Genomic DNA, 17,415 nt, shown 5'->3' with positions numbered 1-17,415 from the left:
TCGGGCTTACGTTGATGGAAAAGAAGACTTTATTTATCAAAGCTTCTTAAAAACTCTAAGCAAACCTGATAACAAAGGGCTCATCTCTTCTACAGTAATTTTATTTGCTGTTTTTTTGGATAATCAGGATTTAAGAGGCCGACAGATTTGACTTATAAGTCTGAAACAAAATTTAAACAGTATCCTGAAAAAAGTGGGCTCAAATTACGAAATAAAAGAAAGTATCTTGCTCACCAAACTAGTGGATGAAATAAAGTTTTGGGGATATGTTTTTGTATACGTTTCGATAAAAAAACCACAAAATGTCCACATATTCATTTCTTTCTTATGCTAAACTGGAAGAGAAACTAAATAGGTAGGTGAATGCATTTGGTGAAAGATGTTCATTATCAGGAGGATGATTTTGAAAAAGCAGAAAAAAGCATCGGAAACCTAATAGGTAAAGGTGCTTGGGGAAAGGGTGCTATAGACAGTTTAAAAGGTGTTTCCAAGAACTTAGAAGAAGTGGAAATAGATATCGCTAGATTAGACGCAGATGGTGCTATTCCTTTTTCTCACACAGATAACAAACATAAGCTTCAAGAACTCTATGAAGATTTTGAGGTCTTACATGACTTTGCGGGAGAAGTGGGGGGAATTGTGAATGACAAGATTGACCAACCTTTTTACGAGGTATTAGATGAATTTGTGGAAGGTATGCGGGATTTAGATGCTTCTAAAGTTACAACCAAAAACCGAATAGGCTCGACTAAAACCGTCACAACATATGCAAATAGTTACACGCAAGAACAAATGGAGGTCCCCAAAAAAGAAGTTAGTTTAGATGACTTGTTTAGTGGGGATAATGATTATGCTAATCAAATGAAGCTTCAGTACGAAGAATGGAAAAGGCAGAATAAAGATCAAGATGTGAGCCAAAAAGAGTTCAGAAGTGCTATGTTAAACTCACGAGCCTTTGAGTATACCTCCATCAAAGATGAGCAACAGAAAAAAGAATTCTGGGTGAACGTGATTGCCACCGTTGTTATTGTGGGAGTAGCTGTTTTATGCCCGTATACACTTGTTATTGCGGGGATAGGTCTAGCTTATGGAGGATTAGAAGCAAGTGCGGCTATTCGTGGCAAAGACTGGTTAACAGGGCGCGAACTGGATACATCAGAAAGAGTGATACGTGGAGCATTTTCGATTTTGGATATTGTACCGGGGGTGAAAGCTTTTTCGGGCGGAACGCAAGTCATTCGATCAGGCACAAAACTAGCTGATTTAAGCGATAACCTTTTGCAGGGGGTTAAAAGTGTTCCATCCAAGGTAGATGACTTGATCAATCTTGGACAGAAAAGCGCTTTAACTCGAATAAACAGTTTAAAAGTGACTGTAAAGGAAGGCATACATACAAGAGTTGAAAAAGCTACAAGGGTTCTTGATGAAGTCGGAAAAGTAGCCGATAATTTAAAAAATAACTTGAATTTAAATCCAAGGCGCCAACTAGCTGCAGATGGTCTTGGAGCTGCTCCGCTGGGTGGGTCATCTAGAGTAAGCAATGCCACAGAGAAGATGAAAGAGGTTTTACAAAAGTATGATCTGAATTTGAATAGTGGCGGACGTCAGGTAGATGATATAATCAAAGGAACAAACAAAGTGTTTGAACCTAAAAAAGTGGTATTGAAAAATGGAGAAACCGCCTATAAATCTACACATGGCGAACTTGTTCGTTCTCCCGATTGTTTGAATAAGGAAGGGGAAATAAAATGGCCTGATGCAGACGGGTTTGTATGTGACAGTGCTGGAAAACCTAGTACTATAGATGCAAATTTGAAGAAGGGGCAAGTTATTGATAGATATGGAGATCCATTTGGTAAATTCACTAGTCCAGTTGAAGACGGAAGAATTTTAGAATATGATACAAGAGGACTTCCTTACCCTGAAAGTGTGAAGCCGTATCATCAATATGAAGTCATAAAAGATATAAATTTAGAAAATGTTAAGGAAGCTTTTAATGGCTTGAACATGGGAGAACAAAGGAATCTTCTAGATTCCATGAAAGACTATAAATTTACTTTTAAAGATATAGCTAATCCGCAACAAGGGACAATAGCTGAAGTATTTGGAGCAGGTGGAGGAACTCAAATCCAACTAGGTACAGTCGTAGACTGGTATGAAAAATTAGGGTTACTGAAGGAGGTTAAATAAATCATGAACGATGAACTAAAAGAAATTAAAAATTTATTGGAAGATGATATTCGTTTATTGGGTTATGAAAAATTGAGATATTCAATTTTTGAGGGATCAGAAAATGGTAGAGAAGAATATCAACTTAGAATGGAAAAAAGTGAAAATACTTATGATGTTTATATGACTGCTGACCGAGCTAGTGTAATGGGAAAGTATAAATTTGAGAGCCCATTTGATGCAATGGATAAATTTTTAGATATTATGCAGAGTAGAGTTTTAACAAATCGTAGAAAAGTTAGAGATGGTGAACCTCCTGAATACCCATGTCCTTTATGGGATAAAGCAAAATAAACTATAAAGCCCTGATAAAAAGTCGGAATTTTTGTCGCCTTAATTTATTTACCGGTTATTAATAATTATTGCGATTGGAATGAATAAAACAGTGATTATACCTTTTAGCTTTTTAATCAATATTTGATTGCGCTGAAAGGAGCCGTGGACCAAGTCCACGGCTTTTTTCGTTTGTTTGCTGCTGGAATTCTAGTTTTTGAACGTGGTGTTTTTTACTTTCCAGTCTTCTAGTTTGATAAATAACCAGAAACTATAAATTCCAAAAGTGATGATTGTCAAGAGCAACCACTTTATCCAATTGCCGAACAGTCCAACTGCTGAGCCGTTGAATTGTAGTCTTTTCCCTTCCACAACTGTGTGATTTATTTTCCAGCCGTAGACCATGCATAGAGCCCACGGGAAGCAAATTCCAATCGTGCATACTGTGACTAGAGCGCCTAGTATACTCCAACCAATATACTGTAATAGCCCGCCGTCGAAGAATGAGGATCTACCATTCTTTGTTTCTAAGATAGTTTCTGACATGAGTTTTCCTCCTGAAATATAAGTAATACTACAGACTTTTTTAGATTGTGTCGCAGTAATTTTAATTATACTAGTTTGGATTCGATTTGCAAATATTTATTAATAATGCACTTGAAGAATATTTTTTATAAACAGTTGACATGAAATGCATTTCATTTGGTATAGTGGAGATGAGGAAAGGTGTGTTGGAATGATTAAATTAGTGGCAGTAGATATGGATGGGACTTTTTTGGATGATAAGAAGAACTATGATAGGGAATGGTTTTTGGATATTTATGGGCGTATGAGGCGCGTAGGAGCGGAATTTGTTGTTGCGAGTGGCAACCAGTATGTCCAATTAGCTACATTTTTTGAAGAGATAAAAGAGGAGATTACATTCGTTTCGGATAACGGGGCGTATGTGCGGAAAGGCGACGAGGATATTTTTGCGGGCATTTTTGATAAGCGTGCTTTTACTGAGATTACGGCAGTTCTGCGTGAGAAAACGGATTTTGAGACCATTATTTGTGGGAAGAAAGGCGCGTATGTACTGGAGACGGTGTCGGAAGAATTTTGTGATTTTGTGAAATTTTATTGCCCGGTTTTAATAAAAGTGGCTGACTTTTCGGAGATTGATGATGTGGTGTTTAAATTTGCGCTTTCTTGCAAGGAGGAGGAAACATACCGCTTGCTGGACGAGTTAAGTGGTTCGATTAGTCATTTGGCGACGCCTGTTAGTAGTGGGCATGGTAGTATTGATTTGATTCAGCCGGGTTATCATAAAGGGCATGCGATTGAGATTTTGATGGAGAAATGGGGCATTTCTAAAGACGAAGTGATGACTTTTGGAGATGGTGGCAATGATTTAGAGATGCTTAGGCTCGCGGAATTTAGTTTTGCGATGGAGAATGCGCCTGATTATGTGAAAAAAGCAGCTCGTTTTGAGGCGAAATCAAATAATGATTCGGGTGTGTTAGTTGAGCTGGATAAGCGCTTCTAGCCTTGCCAGAAACATTGTTTTAAATTGACGCAACCATTCTTTTTAAAGGGGACGTTTTCTTGATGTAGTAATGTTGTTTGTTCGGACCAGCCGGGAACGGTGCGTCCGGATGAGTTCACAACGCGATGACAAGGCATGTTAAGTGTGCGGTCGGTATGTTTTAGGACGTTGCCGACTAGGCGGGCGTTTTTAGGATGGTGAATCATATAGGCGATTTGGCCGTATGTGGTTACTTTGCCTTCTGGGATTCGCTGGATGACGGAATAGACGCTGTTGATAAATGCTTGAGTGGCCATTTGAAAAACTCCTTTTTAGTTTAGTATAGCAAATTTTTGGATTGTCAGGTATGCTAATAGTTGGAAAGATTGGAGTGACGAATTAGATGGTGGATTTTACATATGCGAAAGTGAAGCAGCTCGTAGTTCATTTTGTGGGGAATAAAGCGCAGGAGGAAGGCTATGAGGTGTCAAAAAATTGTTTGACGGATATTTCGGAAGATTTGAACCGGACGCTTGTTTCGATTTTTTGTGATGGTTTTCAAAATGATGATTTTTTTCATTTTACGCATGAAACGAGTTTGGATTTCAATGAGGTTTATACATATTCTAATAATATTTTTGCTGATAATACGCATTTTTTAGAGGATACAGAGCAAATTTTAAAGCATTTATATAGTGAATCGACACATCCGAATATTAAAAGTGGTGATGTGTGGATTTTTGAATTGGAAGGCTGCGTTGTGGATGGGAATTTCACGAATGCAATTGGGATTTTTAAAGTGGAAAATAAAGAAGTATATGTTAAAAATGATTTTAATGGGGAAAAATTCACGATTAGTTATGATTCAGGGGTGACGGGTACTGATTTAGATAAAGGGTGCTTTATTTTTAATGATGCACTTGAAGATGGAGGCAAAGTGCTGGTGCTCAGTCGGCTTTCGAAAAATGACTCGATATATTGGAAGGACCGCTTTTTAGCGATTGAAAAAACTGCGGATGAAAAATTTTATACAGAGAGCTTTGTTAATATTTGTACGGACTATATTAAGCAAAAAGAGGAGTCGCTGATGGAGAAGGCGAGTTTTGTGAAGGCGACGAGCGAGTATATGCAGTCGTCAGAAATGCTTGATATTGATGCGTTTACGGAGAAAACGATTGAGAGTCCGGTGCAACAGGCGGAATTTAAGACGATTGTGGAGAACTTTGAGCAGGAAAATAATTTTCGTTTGCCGAAGGAATTTCAGGTGGACGAGGAAAAAGCGGAGAAGCTTTCTAAAAAAGTGAGAAAAACGCTTAAATTGGGGCGAAATATTACGCTTACGGTTAAGGATTTGGAAAACTTGAACGAAGATGATTTTGTGCAAGGGTATGATCAGGAACGTGGACGGAAGTATATGATTGTTTATTTTGATGAGTAAAAAAGCCAAGCATGTTGTGAACGCATGCTTGGCTTTTATTTTTAGCGATTTTGAATAACTTCTGTTTTGTAGCCGTCTGGGTCGGTGATGAAGTAATAAGTTGGATCGCTACCTGGAAGACCTTTTAAGTCTGTAACGGTGTAGCCCGCTTGGACGTGTTTTTGGTGAGAGGCTTTCAAGTCGTCTACACCAACAGCTAGGTGGCCATAGCCGTCGCCAATATTATAAGGTTCCTTTTTATCATAATTATAAGTGAGTTCAAGTTCGAATCCACCCTCCTCGAAAGCGAGATATACGAGCGTGAATTCGTGTTCTGGAAAGTCTTTGCGGCGTGTTTCTTTTAATGCAAAAGCGTTCGTGTAAAAATCAAGGGATTTGTCTAAGTGTTGGACGCGGATGCATGTATGTAGCATATTTGCCATTTTATTTCCTCCTCTTTTGGTTCTTGTTTTATTTTAGTATAGCGGTCTATGAATTTCAACCTCGAGGACTCGCGTTGTTTGGATTCGTGCGTTATAATGAAGCTAGAAATTATAATGAAGGTGTGGGTGTTTGCATGCTAAAAGTAAAGCATATTGTGACAGGGCCAGTGGAAGAAAATACGTATGTGGTTCATGACGGGAAGTCGCTTCTGGTCATTGATCCGGGAAGTGAGCCGGAGCGAATCATTGAGATGATTGAAGGGACAGGTGCAAAGCCAGTGGCGATTTTGCTGACGCATACGCATTATGACCATATTGGTGCGTTAGACGCGATTCGCGACCACTACGAGATTCCTGTTTACGTGAGTCCGCTTGAAGAGGAATGGCTTGGGAATCCGGAGCATAATGGTTCGATTATGTTAAGAGATTACGGATTTGCTTTGATTAAAGCGCGTCCCGCGGAATTTGAACTGGAGATGCGAGATTATGATTTTTCTGGTATCAAATTTAAAGTCGTACCGACGCCAGGGCATTCCATTGGGAGTGTGAGTTTTATTTTCGGTGATTTTGCCGTAGTTGGTGACGCTTTATTTAAAGGCAGCATTGGGCGGACAGACCTTTATACGGGTGACACGGAGATGCTTCTTAGTAGTATTCAAACTGAGCTATTTACTTTGCCTGATGAAACGATTATTTACCCGGGGCACCGAGAGTCTTCTACGATAGGTTTTGAAAAAGTGACAAATCCATATTTTAATTAGGAGGAATGCTTGATGAATGAACAAGAATTACTCGAAAAGGGCTACCGTAAGTATGACGGGGAAAAAGTAGATGTGTTTTTCAATACGTCAATTTGTGCACACTCGGGAAATTGTGTGCGCGGGAATGGTGAGCTGTTTAATTTGGACCGGAAACCATGGATTTTACCAGATAATGTTGCGCCAGAAGAGGTTGTTCGCGTCATTGATACGTGCCCGAGTGGGGCGCTGAAGTACATTGTTCATACGACTGAAAATGAAAAGTAGGGAGAGATGTGTGATGGAATTCAAAAATGGTGAGAACCGAATTTATGCACTTGATGATAACGGAGAAGAAGTAGGCGAGATTACATTTACAGATGCAGGTGAAACGATGTTTATCATTGATCATACTGGTGTGGATGATAAGATGCGTGGCCAAGGAATTGCTAGCCAATTAGTGGCGCACGCTGTCGAAAAGGCAAGACGGGAAAATAAAAAAGTGATTCCGCTTTGTCCGTTTGCTAAAGCTGAGTTTGCACGTAAGAAGGAGTACCAAGAAGTGGAAGCGAACCGTAAATGAATGTTTTAGACTTGAAGAAAGAGCGAAAAGTTTCCTGGCTTGAGCTCTTTTTCGATTTAGTCTTCGTAACTGCGGTGTCGAGCACGACGCATTTATTGCTTGAAGTTGACGAGCATCCGGGGAAAGTTGCTGTTTATTTTGGCGAATATTTGCTGATGGTGACGCCGATGTTTTGGGCATGGATTGGTCAGACGATGTTTTTCAATCGCTACGGGGAACAAGTGAAAAGACCCGAGATGTTTATGTTGAGCCAGATGTTCTTCCTCATTTTGATGACGGCGAGTTTTGATTTGAACTTTAACAATACATTTTATACGTTTATCATTGGGTATGCGGGGATTCGGCTGATTACGGTTTTACAATATTTTATTGTGAGCAAAAGGCTTTTGGCGGATGCTAGGCGTGTTTCGAAGTTGCTCGGAACGATTTTTCTAATAGGCATTCTCATTTCGCTAAGTTCGATGTTTTTTGCTAGCCCAATTCGTTATTTTGTCATGTATGTGGGGATTTCATTTGATATTATTATGCCGATTGTGCTCACACGTCGCCTAAAAAAAGTACCCGTGGATTTCTCGCACTTGGCGGAGCGCTTTGGATTGTTTGTCATTATTACTTTTGGGGAAAGTATCGTTGCGATTACCAGCCTTTTAGTTGGGCATACAGAAAATTTATACATGTTACTTTATACGATATTAAGTTTCGGTCTAATTGCCACGCTTTTCGTGTCTTACTTCCACAGTTTTGAACATGCTTTAGACAATGAAAAGGAAACAAACGGGCAAGTTTTACTTTACGGGCATTATTTTATAATCGTTTCCATCATGATTCTTGCCGCAAATATTCATTTGCTCTTTGCTGGGCATCTTGAAAAGAACATTCTACTGCTGTTTAGTTATGGTGCGGTCGCCGTATTTTTTATTGCGAAACAAATTGTGTTTGGGTTTCATCAAAAAGCGGAAATCGAATTTTCTTTTTGGAAAGACACCATGCTAGTGCTGCTTCTAATCGCCGCGTTTTTAATCAACCAATTGACGACCTTACCTGTTGTAGCGAGCTTCGTTTCGCTGTGGCTTATTGCGCTTCTCGATTTGGCGCTGCAATTTAGGAAGACGCGGAGGGTGCGCGGGAAGTGAATTTATTTGAAAATAGGTGGGCACTGGTGGTTGCTTATCTGACTGGATAAATGCTTCTTTTGTGGAAATGGAATTAGATAAAAAAGATTGCTATCAATGTGATAGTGAGAGTCGACTCATCTTTATGGGGGCGGCTCTTTTTTTACAAAACTCGATATTTTCCTATTGACAAAAATGTTTCCTTGATGCAAAATATATTTATTAGAAATAGAGAGAAGGCAGGCATATGGAGTCAGAGGAGCTTATCATAAATAAAAAAAAGAAAAAGGGAGCGTGGATTCAAGACGCGCACAATGTTAGTTTGGAAGAAGTGCATAGCACGGTTCGGATCCCTAAAAATGCTGGTTTTATGAAAAAATTGTTGGCGTTTATGGGGCCAGGATCGCTTGTTGCGGTTGGTTACGTGGATCCGGGGAACTGGGCGACATCAATTGCTGGGGGCGCGAGATTTGGCTATACGTTGCTTAGTGTCGTTTTAATTTCCAACTTAATTGCGATGCTTTTGCAAAGTTTGTCGGCGAAGCTTGGAATTGTGACGGGAATGGATCTCGCGCAGGCAACTCGGGCTGCTGTTGGGAAAAAAACGGCGGTGGTGCTGTGGATTTTGACGGAGCTTGCTATTATTGCAACGGATATTGCGGAGGTCATTGGCTCTGCCATTGCGCTGAATTTATTGTTTGGTATCCCGCTGCTTTTAGGGGTGGCGATTACGACGCTCGACGTCTTGCTGCTTTTACTTTTACAGAAAAAAGGGTTTCGTATTATTGAATCCATCGTCATTGTTTTAATGACAACCATTCTTTTAATATTTGGGTTTGAGGTTGTGGTTTCGCACCCGAACGTGGCGGAGCTTATGAAAGGCTATATTCCGCAAAAAGAAATTGCGACAAACCCTGCGATGCTTTTCATTGCGCTTGGCATACTTGGGGCGACAGTGATGCCGCACAATTTGTATTTACACTCGTCACTTGTGCAGACGAGGCGCTACGACCGGACACGAGATGGGAAGAAGGAAGCGGTCAAATTCGCGAAGATTGACTCCACTTTTTCCCTAACCGTAGCTTTTGTTATTAATTCTATGATTTTGATTCTCGGCGCCGCGGCATTTCACGGTACGGGGCTGAATGTGACGGAGATTGAGGGGGCGTATAATCTGCTCGGTCCGACGCTTGGCATGGGGATTGCGAGCACGCTTTTTGCTGTGGCACTTCTTCTTTCTGGGCAAAATTCGACCATTACGGGTACTTTAAGCGGTCAAATCGTCATGGAGGGTTTTATTCACCTTTGTATGAAACCGTGGCTACGGCGTGTGATTACGAGGCTTCTTGCGGTCATTCCTGTGTTTATCGTGACGCTTCTAGCGGGCGAAAAAGGAACGGGTTCGCTGCTGCTTTGGAGTCAGGTTATTCTTAGCCTGCAATTGCCGTTTGCGGTTGTACCACTCGTTTTGTTTACGAGCAGCAAACAAAAAATGGGTGAGTTTGCGAATAGCCGCTTAGTGAAAATCACCGCCTGGTGCGCAACAATTGTGATTGTGGCGCTGAATATTTTCTTACTTAGTTATATCGTTATGACGGGTCAAGATTTAGGGTAACACACGGCGGGGGATTTATAGTAAAATGGATGAGAAGCCTAAGGAAAAAGGAGCATATACGATGGGCAATTATCTTGAAATCCCGAATTTGGACAAAAATTTTCCGTTTCGTACATTTACAAATGATGGCGAAGTGCTTGTGTATCCTCATTGGCATAAAGAAATCGAAATCATTTATGTGCTTCGTGGCAGTTTGAATTTAGGTGTGAACGATGTGCCGATTCAGATGAATGCGGGAGAAATTCAAATCATTAATGGCGGCGATGTACATTATTTTCTTGGTTCCCCGAACAGCGAGCGAATCGTGATTCAATTTGATTTGGCGTTTTTCCAACAAGATAAGAAGTCAGATGAGCAAGCCGATTTACGGCGTTTGTTTCAAACATGCGTAAGCTCAAGCAGGCACTGGGACGATCCGATTCGTTCGAAGATGCGCGAACTGATTTTGGCGATTCACGAAGAAGAGCAAAAGCAGAAAGACGGATTTGAATATGCGACAAAGGCCAAAATGTTGGAGATGCTCGTTTTGCTATACCGCGAAGTGCCAAAAAATGAAGCTATTCCAGATAACTTGTTTCAAGGCGAGGCCGTTTTGAAATCGCAGGAAACGTTAGAGATGCTTGATGAAATTTTTTCTTATATTGAACAGCGCTACAAAGAGCCAATTGCTTTACAGGAAATGGCTGATTTGACTGGCTTTAGCACGTATTACTTCACAAAGTTTTTTAAACGCAACACGGGTATGACTTTTGTTACCTTTTTAAATGATTATCGTTTAAATAAAGCAAAATGGATTTTAATAAATGAAGCCTATCCAATTACGGAAGTTGCGGAAATGACGGGCTTTAGTAGTGTCAAAACGTTCCACCATGCTTTTAAGCGAGCGATGGGAATTGCGCCACTTAAATTCAGGAAGACAATATACGAGAAGAATCGGACAATAAAGTAGGAAGAATTTCTCTCATTTGTTTTGTATGATAAGGCTATACAAAACGAATGGGGGATTTTTTTATGAAGATTGGAATTATCGGTTGTGGTGGTATTGCAAACGGAAAACATATGCCTAGTTTGGCGCAAGTTGAAGGTGTGGAAATGGTCGCTTTTTGCGATATTATTCGAGAACGTGCAGTGGCGGCAAAACGTGATTTTGGGACAGAAAATGCAAGCGTATACACGAACTTCAAAGAACTGTTAACGGATAAAAGTATTGATGTGATTCATGTTTGTACGCCGAATATTTCGCATGCCGAAATTACAATTGCGGCGTTACATGCGGATAAACATGTGATGTGTGAAAAACCGATGGCGAAAACGGCTAAGGAAGCTCAGGCGATGATTGATGCGGCAAAGGAAACAGGGAAGAAATTAACCATTGGGTATCAAAATCGTTTCCGCAAAGATTCTCGTTATTTACATACGGTTTGCGCGGACGGGGAACTGGGCGATATTTATTATGCGAAGGCGAAAGCAATTCGTAGACGTGCTGTACCGACATGGGGCGTATTTTTAGACGAGGAAGCTCAAGGCGGCGGCCCGCTGATTGATATTGGCACACATGCGCTTGATTTAACATTATGGATGATGGATAACTATAAGCCGAAATATGTAGTTGGAAATAGCTACCATAAACTTTCAGGGACGGAAAATGCGGCCAATGCTTGGGGTTCTTGGGATCCAGCTAAATTTACTGTGGAAGATTCGGCGTTTGGTTTTATTACGATGGAGAACGGCGCAACAATTGTGCTTGAAGCGAGCTGGGCGCTGAATACGCTAGACGTTGGGGAAGCGAAAACGGTGCTTTCAGGGACACTAGGCGGTGCGGATATGGAAGATGGCCTACGAATTAATGGTGAGGCGCACGGTTTAACATATGAGAAAAAAATTGACCTTGAAACTGGTGGCGTGGATTTCTATGATGGAACGGGTGAGGATCCAGCTGTTCTTGAAGCACAAGCTTGGATTGAGGCACTTCGGGAGGGTCGCGATCCAGTCGTTAGGCCAGAGCAGGCACTAGTTGTGACACAAATTCTAGAAGGCATTTATGAATCGGCAAAAACTGGAAAACCGGTATTTTTTAATTAGAAAGTAGGGGGTTTTGATGAAACAAAAAATCGGACTGCAAATGTGGAGTGTGAAGGAAGATGCAGAACGCGATTTTTTTGGAACACTTGAAAAAATTGCGGAAATGGGCTACGACGGCGTTGAATTTGCGGGTTATTACGGCGTGAGTGCGGCGGATTTGAAGGCGAAGCTCGCGGAACTTAATCTTACGGTAGCAGGTTCGCACATTCCGCTTGAACGCTTGCTTGGCAACATTCGTGAAGTGATTGACTACGAAAAAACGCTTGGTAATAAACATATCGTTTGTCCATATGCGGATTTTAAATCGGCTGAAGCGTGGGCGGAACTGGCTGAACAGTTTGAACAAATTGCGCAAGTCGCGACACAGGCGGGCATGACGTTTAGCTATCACAACCATGCACATGAATTTCGAATGATTGACGGCCAATATATTTTAGACTTTTTGCTCGAAAAAGCGCCACATATTTCGCTCGAACTGGACACGTATTGGGCGGAATTTGCGGGTGTGTCGGCGCCCGATTACATGGAAAAATACAAAACCAGAATGTCGCTTGTGCATTTGAAAGACCGTTTAGGCGACGAAAGCACTGAAATCGGAAATGGCGATTTAAATATCCAAAGTTTTGTTGATGCGGCACGTAAAAATGGCACGGAATGGCTTATTGTGGAACAGGAAGCGTTTCAGAAATTCGAGCCGCTTGAGAGCATTGAAACGGGCTTTCGTAGCCTAGAAGGGATGGTAGCAAAATGACACAAGTCACAGTTTGGAATGAGTTTCGCCATGAGAAAGAAAGCGAGGTCGTGAAAAGCATTTATCCGGATGGGATTCATGGTCAGATAGCGTCATTTCTAAAGGCGGCGGGCTTCGATACGCAGACGGCCACGCTTGATGAGCCTGAACACGGTCTTACGGAAGACGTTTTAAACAAAACCGATTGTTTGATTTGGTGGGGGCATATGGCGCATGGCGAGGTATCGGAAGAAATTGTTTCGCGTGTACAAAAGCATGTTCTCCGTGGTATGGGACTTGTTGTGCTTCACTCGGGGCACATGTCGAAAATTTTTATGCGTCTTATGGGCACAAGTTGCGATTTGAAGTGGCGTGAGGCGGACGAGCGCGAGCGGCTTTTTGTGGTCGATCCGAGTCACCCGATTGCAGAAGGCATTCCAGAATCGTTTGAGCTTGAAAAAGAAGAAATGTACGGCGAGCATTTTGATATTCCAGCGCCTGATGAAACGGTGTTCTTAAGTTGGTTTGAAGGCGGAAATGTATTCCGGAGCGGAATTACGTATAAACGCGGCAACGGGCGAATTTTTTACTTCCAACCAGGCCACGAATCCTACCCAACTTATCACCATGAATGGGTGCAAAAGGTGATTGTAAACGGGGTTAAATGGTGTTCGGAAAATCGCAAGACGTATCCAGAGTATGGGAATCAGCAACCATTTTATACAATTGGAAAGGAGTAATGAGCGATGAAATTAGGAGTTTTTACGCCGCTATTTGCGGATTTAAGTTTAGAGGAAATGCTAGATAAGGCGAAAGAAAGCGGGCTTGACGCGGTGGAAATTGGAACGGGAGGAAATCCTGGGAATCATCACTGCCCAACTGATGAGCTTTTGGAAAGTGCTGCTGCGCGCGAGGCGTATCTTGCGAAATTTCAAGAGCGCGGGATTCAAATTAGTGCGCTAAGCTGTCATGATAATCCGATTTCGCCTGTTAAAGAGGAACGCGAGGCGGCGGATCTGATTTTGCGGAAAACAATTAGGTTGGCGGCACTTTTAGGCGTTCCGGTTGTCAATACGTTTTCGGGGACTGCGGGGGATTCAGACGAAGCGAAGGCGCCAAACTGGCCTGTCATTCCTTGGCCGACGGTTTATAGCGACATGAAAACGTGGCAGTGGGAAACGAAACTCATCCCGTATTGGAAAGAAATTGGCAAATTGGCGGAGGAGCATGGCATCAAAATTGGTATCGAGCTACACGGCGGCTTCCTTTGCCACACACCTTACACAATTTTAAAATTACGGGAAGAAACGAGCGATGCAATTGGGGTCAATCTTGACCCAAGTCATCTTTGGTGGCAGGGGATTGATCCGGTTGGCGCAATTAAAATTTTAGGCGAAGCCGGTGCGATTCATCATTTCCATGCGAAAGACACCTATTTAGACCAAGATAATATTAATATGTATGGCCTTACAGATATGCAACCTTATGGGGAAGTAAAAACGCGTGCGTGGACATTCCGTTCAGTGGGGTGTGGTCATAGCCTCGCAGAATGGTCTGATATGATGAGTGCGCTTCGTACGTACGGCTATGATTATGTTGTGAGTATTGAGCATGAAGATCCGCTCATGTCGATTGACGAAGGTTTCAAGCGCGCGGTAACGAATTTGCGTTCGATTTTGATTCGTGATACGCCGCAAGATATGTGGTGGGCATAATGGAAAAGGTGAATTTAGTTATTGTTGGTTTCGGTGGCATGGGGACGTACCATGTGGAGCTTGCTAAAATGAGCGACCATGTTGTTCCTGTTGGGGCTTATGATATTGATGAAAATGTGCACGAAAAAATTCGTGAAAAAGGCTTGCGCGTTTATCGGAGCTATCAGGAAGTTTTGGCTGACGAGTCGGTTCATGCGGTTTTAATTGCGACACCAAATGATGTGCATAAAAAGCTAGTCATTCGCGCGTTAGAGTCTGGCAAGCACGTTTTATGTGAAAAGCCGGTTACGCTAAATAGCGAGGAGCTAAAAGAAATTTTAGCGGTGGCAAAGAAGACTGGGCGGACGTTTATGGTGCATCAAAATCGGCGCTGGGATCAGGATTTCTTGATCATAAAACGCATGCTTCAGGAGAAAGCAATTGGCGATGTATTTCGAATTGAATCGCGCGTGCAAGGGGCAAATGGTATTCCGGGTGACTGGCGTCATTTGAAAGCGCAAGGTGGCGGCATGGTACTTGACTGGGGCGTTCATTTGCTCGATCAGCTGCTATTTATGGTTGATTCGCGCATCAAGAGTGTGTCTGCGAACCTAAGCTTTATTTTAGGAGATGAAGTGGACGATGGTTTTACGAGTTTAATTTCGTTTGAAAATGGTGTGACGGCGCATATTGAAGTGGGGACGACGAACTTTATTAAGCTACCACGCTGGTATGTCCTCGGCACGAACGGAACGGCGGTCATTCGCGACTGGGATATGAGCGGGGAGATGGTAATTGCAACGGAAAATCTGCATAATTCCGAGCCGACACCGATTCAAGCAGGGCAAGGCCTAACCAAAACGATGGCGCCACCTTCCGAAGAGGCGACGGAAACCGTTTCGCTGCCGGCACCACTTGAAATGGAAACGAGCCTGTATAACAATTTTGCGGACGTCATTTTAAATCAGGCAGAACCAATTATTAAAAATGCAGAAGTTTACCGCGTATTGATTTTAATCGAAGCGATTTTTAAAGCCGCAGAAGAAAATAAAATTATTGAAAACTTTGATATCGTTTAAAAAAACGCCACGGTGGAACATTACTAAAAACAGCTTGATTTCTTAAAAGCAGGAATCAGGCTGTTTTTTTTAGAAAAAGGAGTGGTAGTCTTGGAAAAAGTACTATTTGTGTTGCTCGACGAATTTGCCGATTGGGAAATTGCCTCCCTTGCAGCGGCTATCAATGAAACACCAGAAAATGGCGAGGAAAAGCGTTATTTAGTAGAAACCGTGTCCCTTTCAAAAGAACCTATTAAGTCCATTGGCGGAATTACGGTGCTGCCCGACTACGCGCTAAATGAAGTCCCAACAGATTTTGTGGCACTCATTTTGATTGGCGGAAATTCATGGCGCAAAAAAGAAAGCGAAGATGTTATGGAACTCGTGCACTATGCAATTAAGCGCAACGCCGTCTTAGGTGCGATTTGTGATGCGGCTTATTTCATTGGCTCGCATGGCGTTCTAAATGAAGTGCAACATACAGCGAATTATTTAGAGGAGTTGCGGGAAGTGCCCGTTTATAAAGGCGAAAAACACTTTGAAGAAAAGCAAGCCGTTCGAGATGGCTTAATCGTTACAGCGAATGGTTCCGCCATTTTTGAGTTTGCGAAGGAAGTTATGCTTGCGATGGAAGCCTTCCCGAAAGAGGAAATTTTGGAATGGTATGATTTCTTTAAACTAGGCTATTACGAGGCGAAAAAGAAAGGCAAATGACAAACGGCGAATATGGCCGTTTGTCATTTGCCTCGTTTAAATATCTTCCGGATTAAGAATGGAAAGCGTCATATGATCTTCCCATTTTCCGTTAATTTTAACATTTTTCCGTGCAATACCTTCTTTTTCAAAGCCAGCTTTTTCTAAAACACGCATGCTCCGAATATTGTGCGGCATGACACCAGCCTCAAGACGGTGCAATTTTAGCTCAGAAAAGGCGATTTCAACAACTTGTTTGACCGCTTCAGTCATATAACCACGGCCATTCATTTCTTTATCTAAAAAGTAACCAATCCAAGCGCTTTGCAAACTATGGCGCAGTACACCAGTGAGCGCGATAAGACCGATGATAGTTTGATCATCTTCAATTAGATACGAATAAGCTTGATCTTTTTCGCGGTCTGACATGGCTTGCATGATGCGTCTTTTTTGTCCAGCAAGCGTATAAAATTCTTCATTTCTTAGCCCTGTGTAGTTTTGGAAAAATTCCCGGTTGCGCAGTTCGAGCGCAAGTAAGTCCTCTGCATCAGACAGTCCCATTTGTCGTATGTGCATCATAAAGCCCCCCAAAAAACGTTTAACTATTTTTAGTATACACGAGTTGGAAAGGTCAGGCGACTTTTAACGCGTTAAAACCATTTCAATGTCATGCAAGTACTTGACCTGCCCTTGTTCTAAGTTTAAAGCAAGCCGGGAGATAACGCCTAGTAGGTCGTTGTTCATTCGAATTTTCTCCGTAATAATGACGCGCGTTTGGTTGTCCTTCGCCGTCTTATATTCCTCCCAAATGTAGCCGCTAAAAAAGCGATGTTTAATTTTATAAACGCGATATTTAGTAGGTTGTTCATCAATGATATGGAATTCCAGTTTTTGCCCGTTCGGATAAAATTCAGTTATTTTATTTGAGGAAGGTTCAGTTTCTACACGTATAATATCTGTCCGCCAAGATACATTACTACGATTGGCTAATAGTTCCCAAACTCTGTCAATAGGGGCAGAAACAATACGTTCAGCTACAGATTTTTCATAGAGCCACATAAAAATTCCCCTTTCTTTCTAATTAACGTTCTTATACCTTTTTTCGGTTTGTTTAAAACGCATTTGACAGAAATTAAAATATGGTTTATTCTGCTAATGAACAGGAAGTGTTGAAATTGAGATTAATTGTACCGTTAGTAGAAAAGATTTCCTCTGCACAACTGAATGCGACAAGGCATTGTGTAG

General features: G+C 41.8%; 21 protein-coding genes. 16 read left to right on the top strand and 5 right to left on the bottom strand.

Annotated features, from left to right (window positions below; all coding sequences use genetic code 11):
- Positions 1–372 precede the first annotated feature (372 nt).
- Together CFT42_RS14925 and CFT42_RS03820 are read left to right on the top strand one after the other, a co-directional pair.
- Entirely contained in the window at positions 373–2,190 is a 1,818-nt protein-coding gene (locus CFT42_RS14925) for a TNT domain-containing protein (RefSeq protein ID WP_244169927.1), read from the top strand.
- Between the two features lie 3 nt (positions 2,191–2,193).
- Complete coding sequence (locus CFT42_RS03820) at positions 2,194–2,523, top strand: Imm59 family immunity protein (protein WP_088815411.1); 330 nt, start codon at positions 2,194–2,196, stop codon at positions 2,521–2,523.
- A 189-nt stretch (positions 2,524–2,712) separates the two neighbouring features.
- Here the strand turns inward: CFT42_RS03820 and CFT42_RS03815 are convergent, their stop codons facing one another.
- Positions 2,713–3,048, bottom strand: coding sequence for a DUF898 family protein (locus tag CFT42_RS03815; RefSeq protein WP_088809305.1), 336 nt, complete (start codon positions 3,046–3,048; stop codon positions 2,713–2,715).
- Between the two features lie 190 nt (positions 3,049–3,238).
- On the opposite strand from CFT42_RS03815, the gene CFT42_RS03810 reads away from it, so the two are divergent.
- Positions 3,239–4,027, top strand: a complete 789-nt coding sequence (locus tag CFT42_RS03810) for a Cof-type HAD-IIB family hydrolase (protein WP_088815410.1) — start codon at positions 3,239–3,241, stop codon at positions 4,025–4,027.
- On the opposite strand, the gene CFT42_RS03805 is transcribed toward CFT42_RS03810, so the two are convergent.
- Positions 4,024–4,323, bottom strand: coding sequence for an MGMT family protein (locus CFT42_RS03805; protein ID WP_088815409.1), 300 nt, complete (start codon positions 4,321–4,323; stop codon positions 4,024–4,026). The two genes, CFT42_RS03810 and CFT42_RS03805, sit on opposite strands and share 4 nt — an antisense overlap.
- 86 nt (positions 4,324–4,409) lie before the next feature.
- Between CFT42_RS03805 and CFT42_RS03800 the strand changes: the two genes are divergently transcribed.
- Positions 4,410–5,444, top strand: coding sequence for a nucleoid-associated protein (locus CFT42_RS03800; protein WP_088809302.1), 1,035 nt, complete (start codon positions 4,410–4,412; stop codon positions 5,442–5,444).
- A 41-nt stretch (positions 5,445–5,485) separates the two neighbouring features.
- Here the strand turns inward: CFT42_RS03800 and gloA are convergent, their stop codons facing one another.
- Positions 5,486–5,866, bottom strand: a complete 381-nt coding sequence (gene gloA / locus CFT42_RS03795) for a lactoylglutathione lyase (RefSeq protein ID WP_088809301.1) — start codon at positions 5,864–5,866, stop codon at positions 5,486–5,488.
- Between the two features lie 134 nt (positions 5,867–6,000).
- Here gloA and CFT42_RS03790 point away from each other — a divergent pair, with 134 nt between their 5' ends.
- The 12 genes from CFT42_RS03790 to CFT42_RS03735 all read left to right on the top strand — a co-directional run bounded on the left by CFT42_RS03790 (position 6,001) and on the right by CFT42_RS03735 (position 16,191).
- The gene (locus tag CFT42_RS03790; protein ID WP_088815509.1) at positions 6,001–6,627 is read left to right on the top strand and encodes an MBL fold metallo-hydrolase; all 627 of its coding nucleotides are present in this window, start codon (positions 6,001–6,003) and stop codon (positions 6,625–6,627) included.
- Between the two features lie 12 nt (positions 6,628–6,639).
- Positions 6,640–6,891: a (4Fe-4S)-binding protein gene (locus tag CFT42_RS03785; RefSeq protein ID WP_088809300.1), complete on the top strand. Its 252-nt coding sequence runs from the start codon at positions 6,640–6,642 to the stop codon at positions 6,889–6,891.
- 13 nt (positions 6,892–6,904) lie between these two features.
- Complete coding sequence (locus tag CFT42_RS03780; protein WP_088809299.1) at positions 6,905–7,186, top strand: GNAT family N-acetyltransferase; 282 nt, start codon at positions 6,905–6,907, stop codon at positions 7,184–7,186.
- The gene (locus CFT42_RS03775; RefSeq protein ID WP_088809298.1) at positions 7,183–8,319 is read left to right on the top strand and encodes a low temperature requirement protein A; all 1,137 of its coding nucleotides are present in this window, start codon (positions 7,183–7,185) and stop codon (positions 8,317–8,319) included. The genes CFT42_RS03780 and CFT42_RS03775 overlap by 4 nt, the downstream gene beginning before the upstream one ends.
- 226 nt (positions 8,320–8,545) lie before the next feature.
- A complete protein-coding gene (locus CFT42_RS03770) occupies positions 8,546–9,913 on the top strand; it encodes an Nramp family divalent metal transporter (protein WP_088815408.1) in 1,368 nt (455 codons plus the stop codon).
- Between the two features lie 61 nt (positions 9,914–9,974).
- A complete protein-coding gene (locus CFT42_RS03765; protein ID WP_088809296.1) occupies positions 9,975–10,862 on the top strand; it encodes an AraC family transcriptional regulator in 888 nt (295 codons plus the stop codon).
- Positions 10,863–10,924: 62 nt separating this feature from the next.
- The gene (locus CFT42_RS03760; protein WP_088815407.1) at positions 10,925–11,995 is read left to right on the top strand and encodes a Gfo/Idh/MocA family protein; all 1,071 of its coding nucleotides are present in this window, start codon (positions 10,925–10,927) and stop codon (positions 11,993–11,995) included.
- Positions 11,996–12,011: 16 nt separating this feature from the next.
- On the top strand, positions 12,012–12,746 hold the full coding sequence (locus tag CFT42_RS03755) for a sugar phosphate isomerase/epimerase family protein (RefSeq protein WP_179946375.1): 735 nt from the start codon (positions 12,012–12,014) through the stop codon (positions 12,744–12,746).
- On the top strand, positions 12,743–13,465 hold the full coding sequence (locus tag CFT42_RS03750; protein ID WP_088809293.1) for a ThuA domain-containing protein: 723 nt from the start codon (positions 12,743–12,745) through the stop codon (positions 13,463–13,465). Before CFT42_RS03755 ends, CFT42_RS03750 begins: the two co-directional genes overlap by 4 nt.
- Before the next feature lie 6 nt (positions 13,466–13,471).
- Complete coding sequence (locus tag CFT42_RS03745) at positions 13,472–14,440, top strand: sugar phosphate isomerase/epimerase family protein (RefSeq protein ID WP_088809292.1); 969 nt, start codon at positions 13,472–13,474, stop codon at positions 14,438–14,440.
- Complete coding sequence (locus CFT42_RS03740; RefSeq protein WP_088809291.1) at positions 14,440–15,498, top strand: Gfo/Idh/MocA family protein; 1,059 nt, start codon at positions 14,440–14,442, stop codon at positions 15,496–15,498. The genes CFT42_RS03745 and CFT42_RS03740 overlap by 1 nt, the downstream gene beginning before the upstream one ends.
- 81 nt (positions 15,499–15,579) lie before the next feature.
- Positions 15,580–16,191: a DJ-1/PfpI family protein gene (locus tag CFT42_RS03735; RefSeq protein WP_341864827.1), complete on the top strand. Its 612-nt coding sequence runs from the start codon at positions 15,580–15,582 to the stop codon at positions 16,189–16,191.
- 36 nt (positions 16,192–16,227) lie between these two features.
- Here CFT42_RS03735 and CFT42_RS03730 read toward each other — a convergent pair whose 3' ends face one another.
- A complete protein-coding gene (locus CFT42_RS03730) occupies positions 16,228–16,749 on the bottom strand; it encodes a GNAT family N-acetyltransferase (protein WP_088809289.1) in 522 nt (173 codons plus the stop codon).
- A 63-nt stretch (positions 16,750–16,812) separates the two neighbouring features.
- A complete protein-coding gene (locus CFT42_RS03725) occupies positions 16,813–17,229 on the bottom strand; it encodes a hypothetical protein (RefSeq protein WP_088809288.1) in 417 nt (138 codons plus the stop codon).
- Positions 17,230–17,415: the final 186 nt, after the last annotated feature.

The sequence above is a fragment of the Listeria goaensis genome (genome assembly GCF_900186125.1).
Classification (GTDB): Bacteria; Bacillota; Bacilli; order Lactobacillales; family Listeriaceae; genus Listeria; species Listeria goaensis.
Note: the sequence above shows the minus strand (reverse complement) of the source record. Positions and strands in the feature narration are given on the sequence as shown.

Excerpts from the sequence above, each read along its gene's own strand:
- CFT42_RS03820 (WP_088815411.1), top strand. The coding sequence starts at position 2,194 with ATGAACGATGAACTAAAAGAAATTAAAAATTTATTGGAAGATGATATT.
- CFT42_RS03815 (WP_088809305.1), bottom strand. The coding sequence starts at position 3,048 with ATGTCAGAAACTATCTTAGAAACAAAGAATGGTAGATCCTCATTCTTC.
- CFT42_RS03810 (WP_088815410.1), top strand. The coding sequence starts at position 3,239 with ATGATTAAATTAGTGGCAGTAGATATGGATGGGACTTTTTTGGATGAT.
- CFT42_RS03805 (WP_088815409.1), bottom strand. The coding sequence starts at position 4,323 with ATGGCCACTCAAGCATTTATCAACAGCGTCTATTCCGTCATCCAGCGA.
- CFT42_RS03800 (WP_088809302.1), top strand. The coding sequence starts at position 4,410 with ATGGTGGATTTTACATATGCGAAAGTGAAGCAGCTCGTAGTTCATTTT.
- gloA (WP_088809301.1), bottom strand. The coding sequence starts at position 5,866 with ATGGCAAATATGCTACATACATGCATCCGCGTCCAACACTTAGACAAA.
- CFT42_RS03790 (WP_088815509.1), top strand. The coding sequence starts at position 6,001 with ATGCTAAAAGTAAAGCATATTGTGACAGGGCCAGTGGAAGAAAATACG.
- CFT42_RS03785 (WP_088809300.1), top strand. The coding sequence starts at position 6,640 with ATGAATGAACAAGAATTACTCGAAAAGGGCTACCGTAAGTATGACGGG.
- CFT42_RS03780 (WP_088809299.1), top strand. The coding sequence starts at position 6,905 with ATGGAATTCAAAAATGGTGAGAACCGAATTTATGCACTTGATGATAAC.
- CFT42_RS03775 (WP_088809298.1), top strand. The coding sequence starts at position 7,183 with ATGAATGTTTTAGACTTGAAGAAAGAGCGAAAAGTTTCCTGGCTTGAG.
- CFT42_RS03770 (WP_088815408.1), top strand. The coding sequence starts at position 8,546 with ATGGAGTCAGAGGAGCTTATCATAAATAAAAAAAAGAAAAAGGGAGCG.
- CFT42_RS03765 (WP_088809296.1), top strand. The coding sequence starts at position 9,975 with ATGGGCAATTATCTTGAAATCCCGAATTTGGACAAAAATTTTCCGTTT.
- CFT42_RS03760 (WP_088815407.1), top strand. The coding sequence starts at position 10,925 with ATGAAGATTGGAATTATCGGTTGTGGTGGTATTGCAAACGGAAAACAT.
- CFT42_RS03755 (WP_179946375.1), top strand. The coding sequence starts at position 12,012 with ATGAAACAAAAAATCGGACTGCAAATGTGGAGTGTGAAGGAAGATGCA.
- CFT42_RS03750 (WP_088809293.1), top strand. The coding sequence starts at position 12,743 with ATGACACAAGTCACAGTTTGGAATGAGTTTCGCCATGAGAAAGAAAGC.
- CFT42_RS03745 (WP_088809292.1), top strand. The coding sequence starts at position 13,472 with ATGAAATTAGGAGTTTTTACGCCGCTATTTGCGGATTTAAGTTTAGAG.
- CFT42_RS03740 (WP_088809291.1), top strand. The coding sequence starts at position 14,440 with ATGGAAAAGGTGAATTTAGTTATTGTTGGTTTCGGTGGCATGGGGACG.
- CFT42_RS03730 (WP_088809289.1), bottom strand. The coding sequence starts at position 16,749 with ATGATGCACATACGACAAATGGGACTGTCTGATGCAGAGGACTTACTT.
- CFT42_RS03725 (WP_088809288.1), bottom strand. The coding sequence starts at position 17,229 with ATGTGGCTCTATGAAAAATCTGTAGCTGAACGTATTGTTTCTGCCCCT.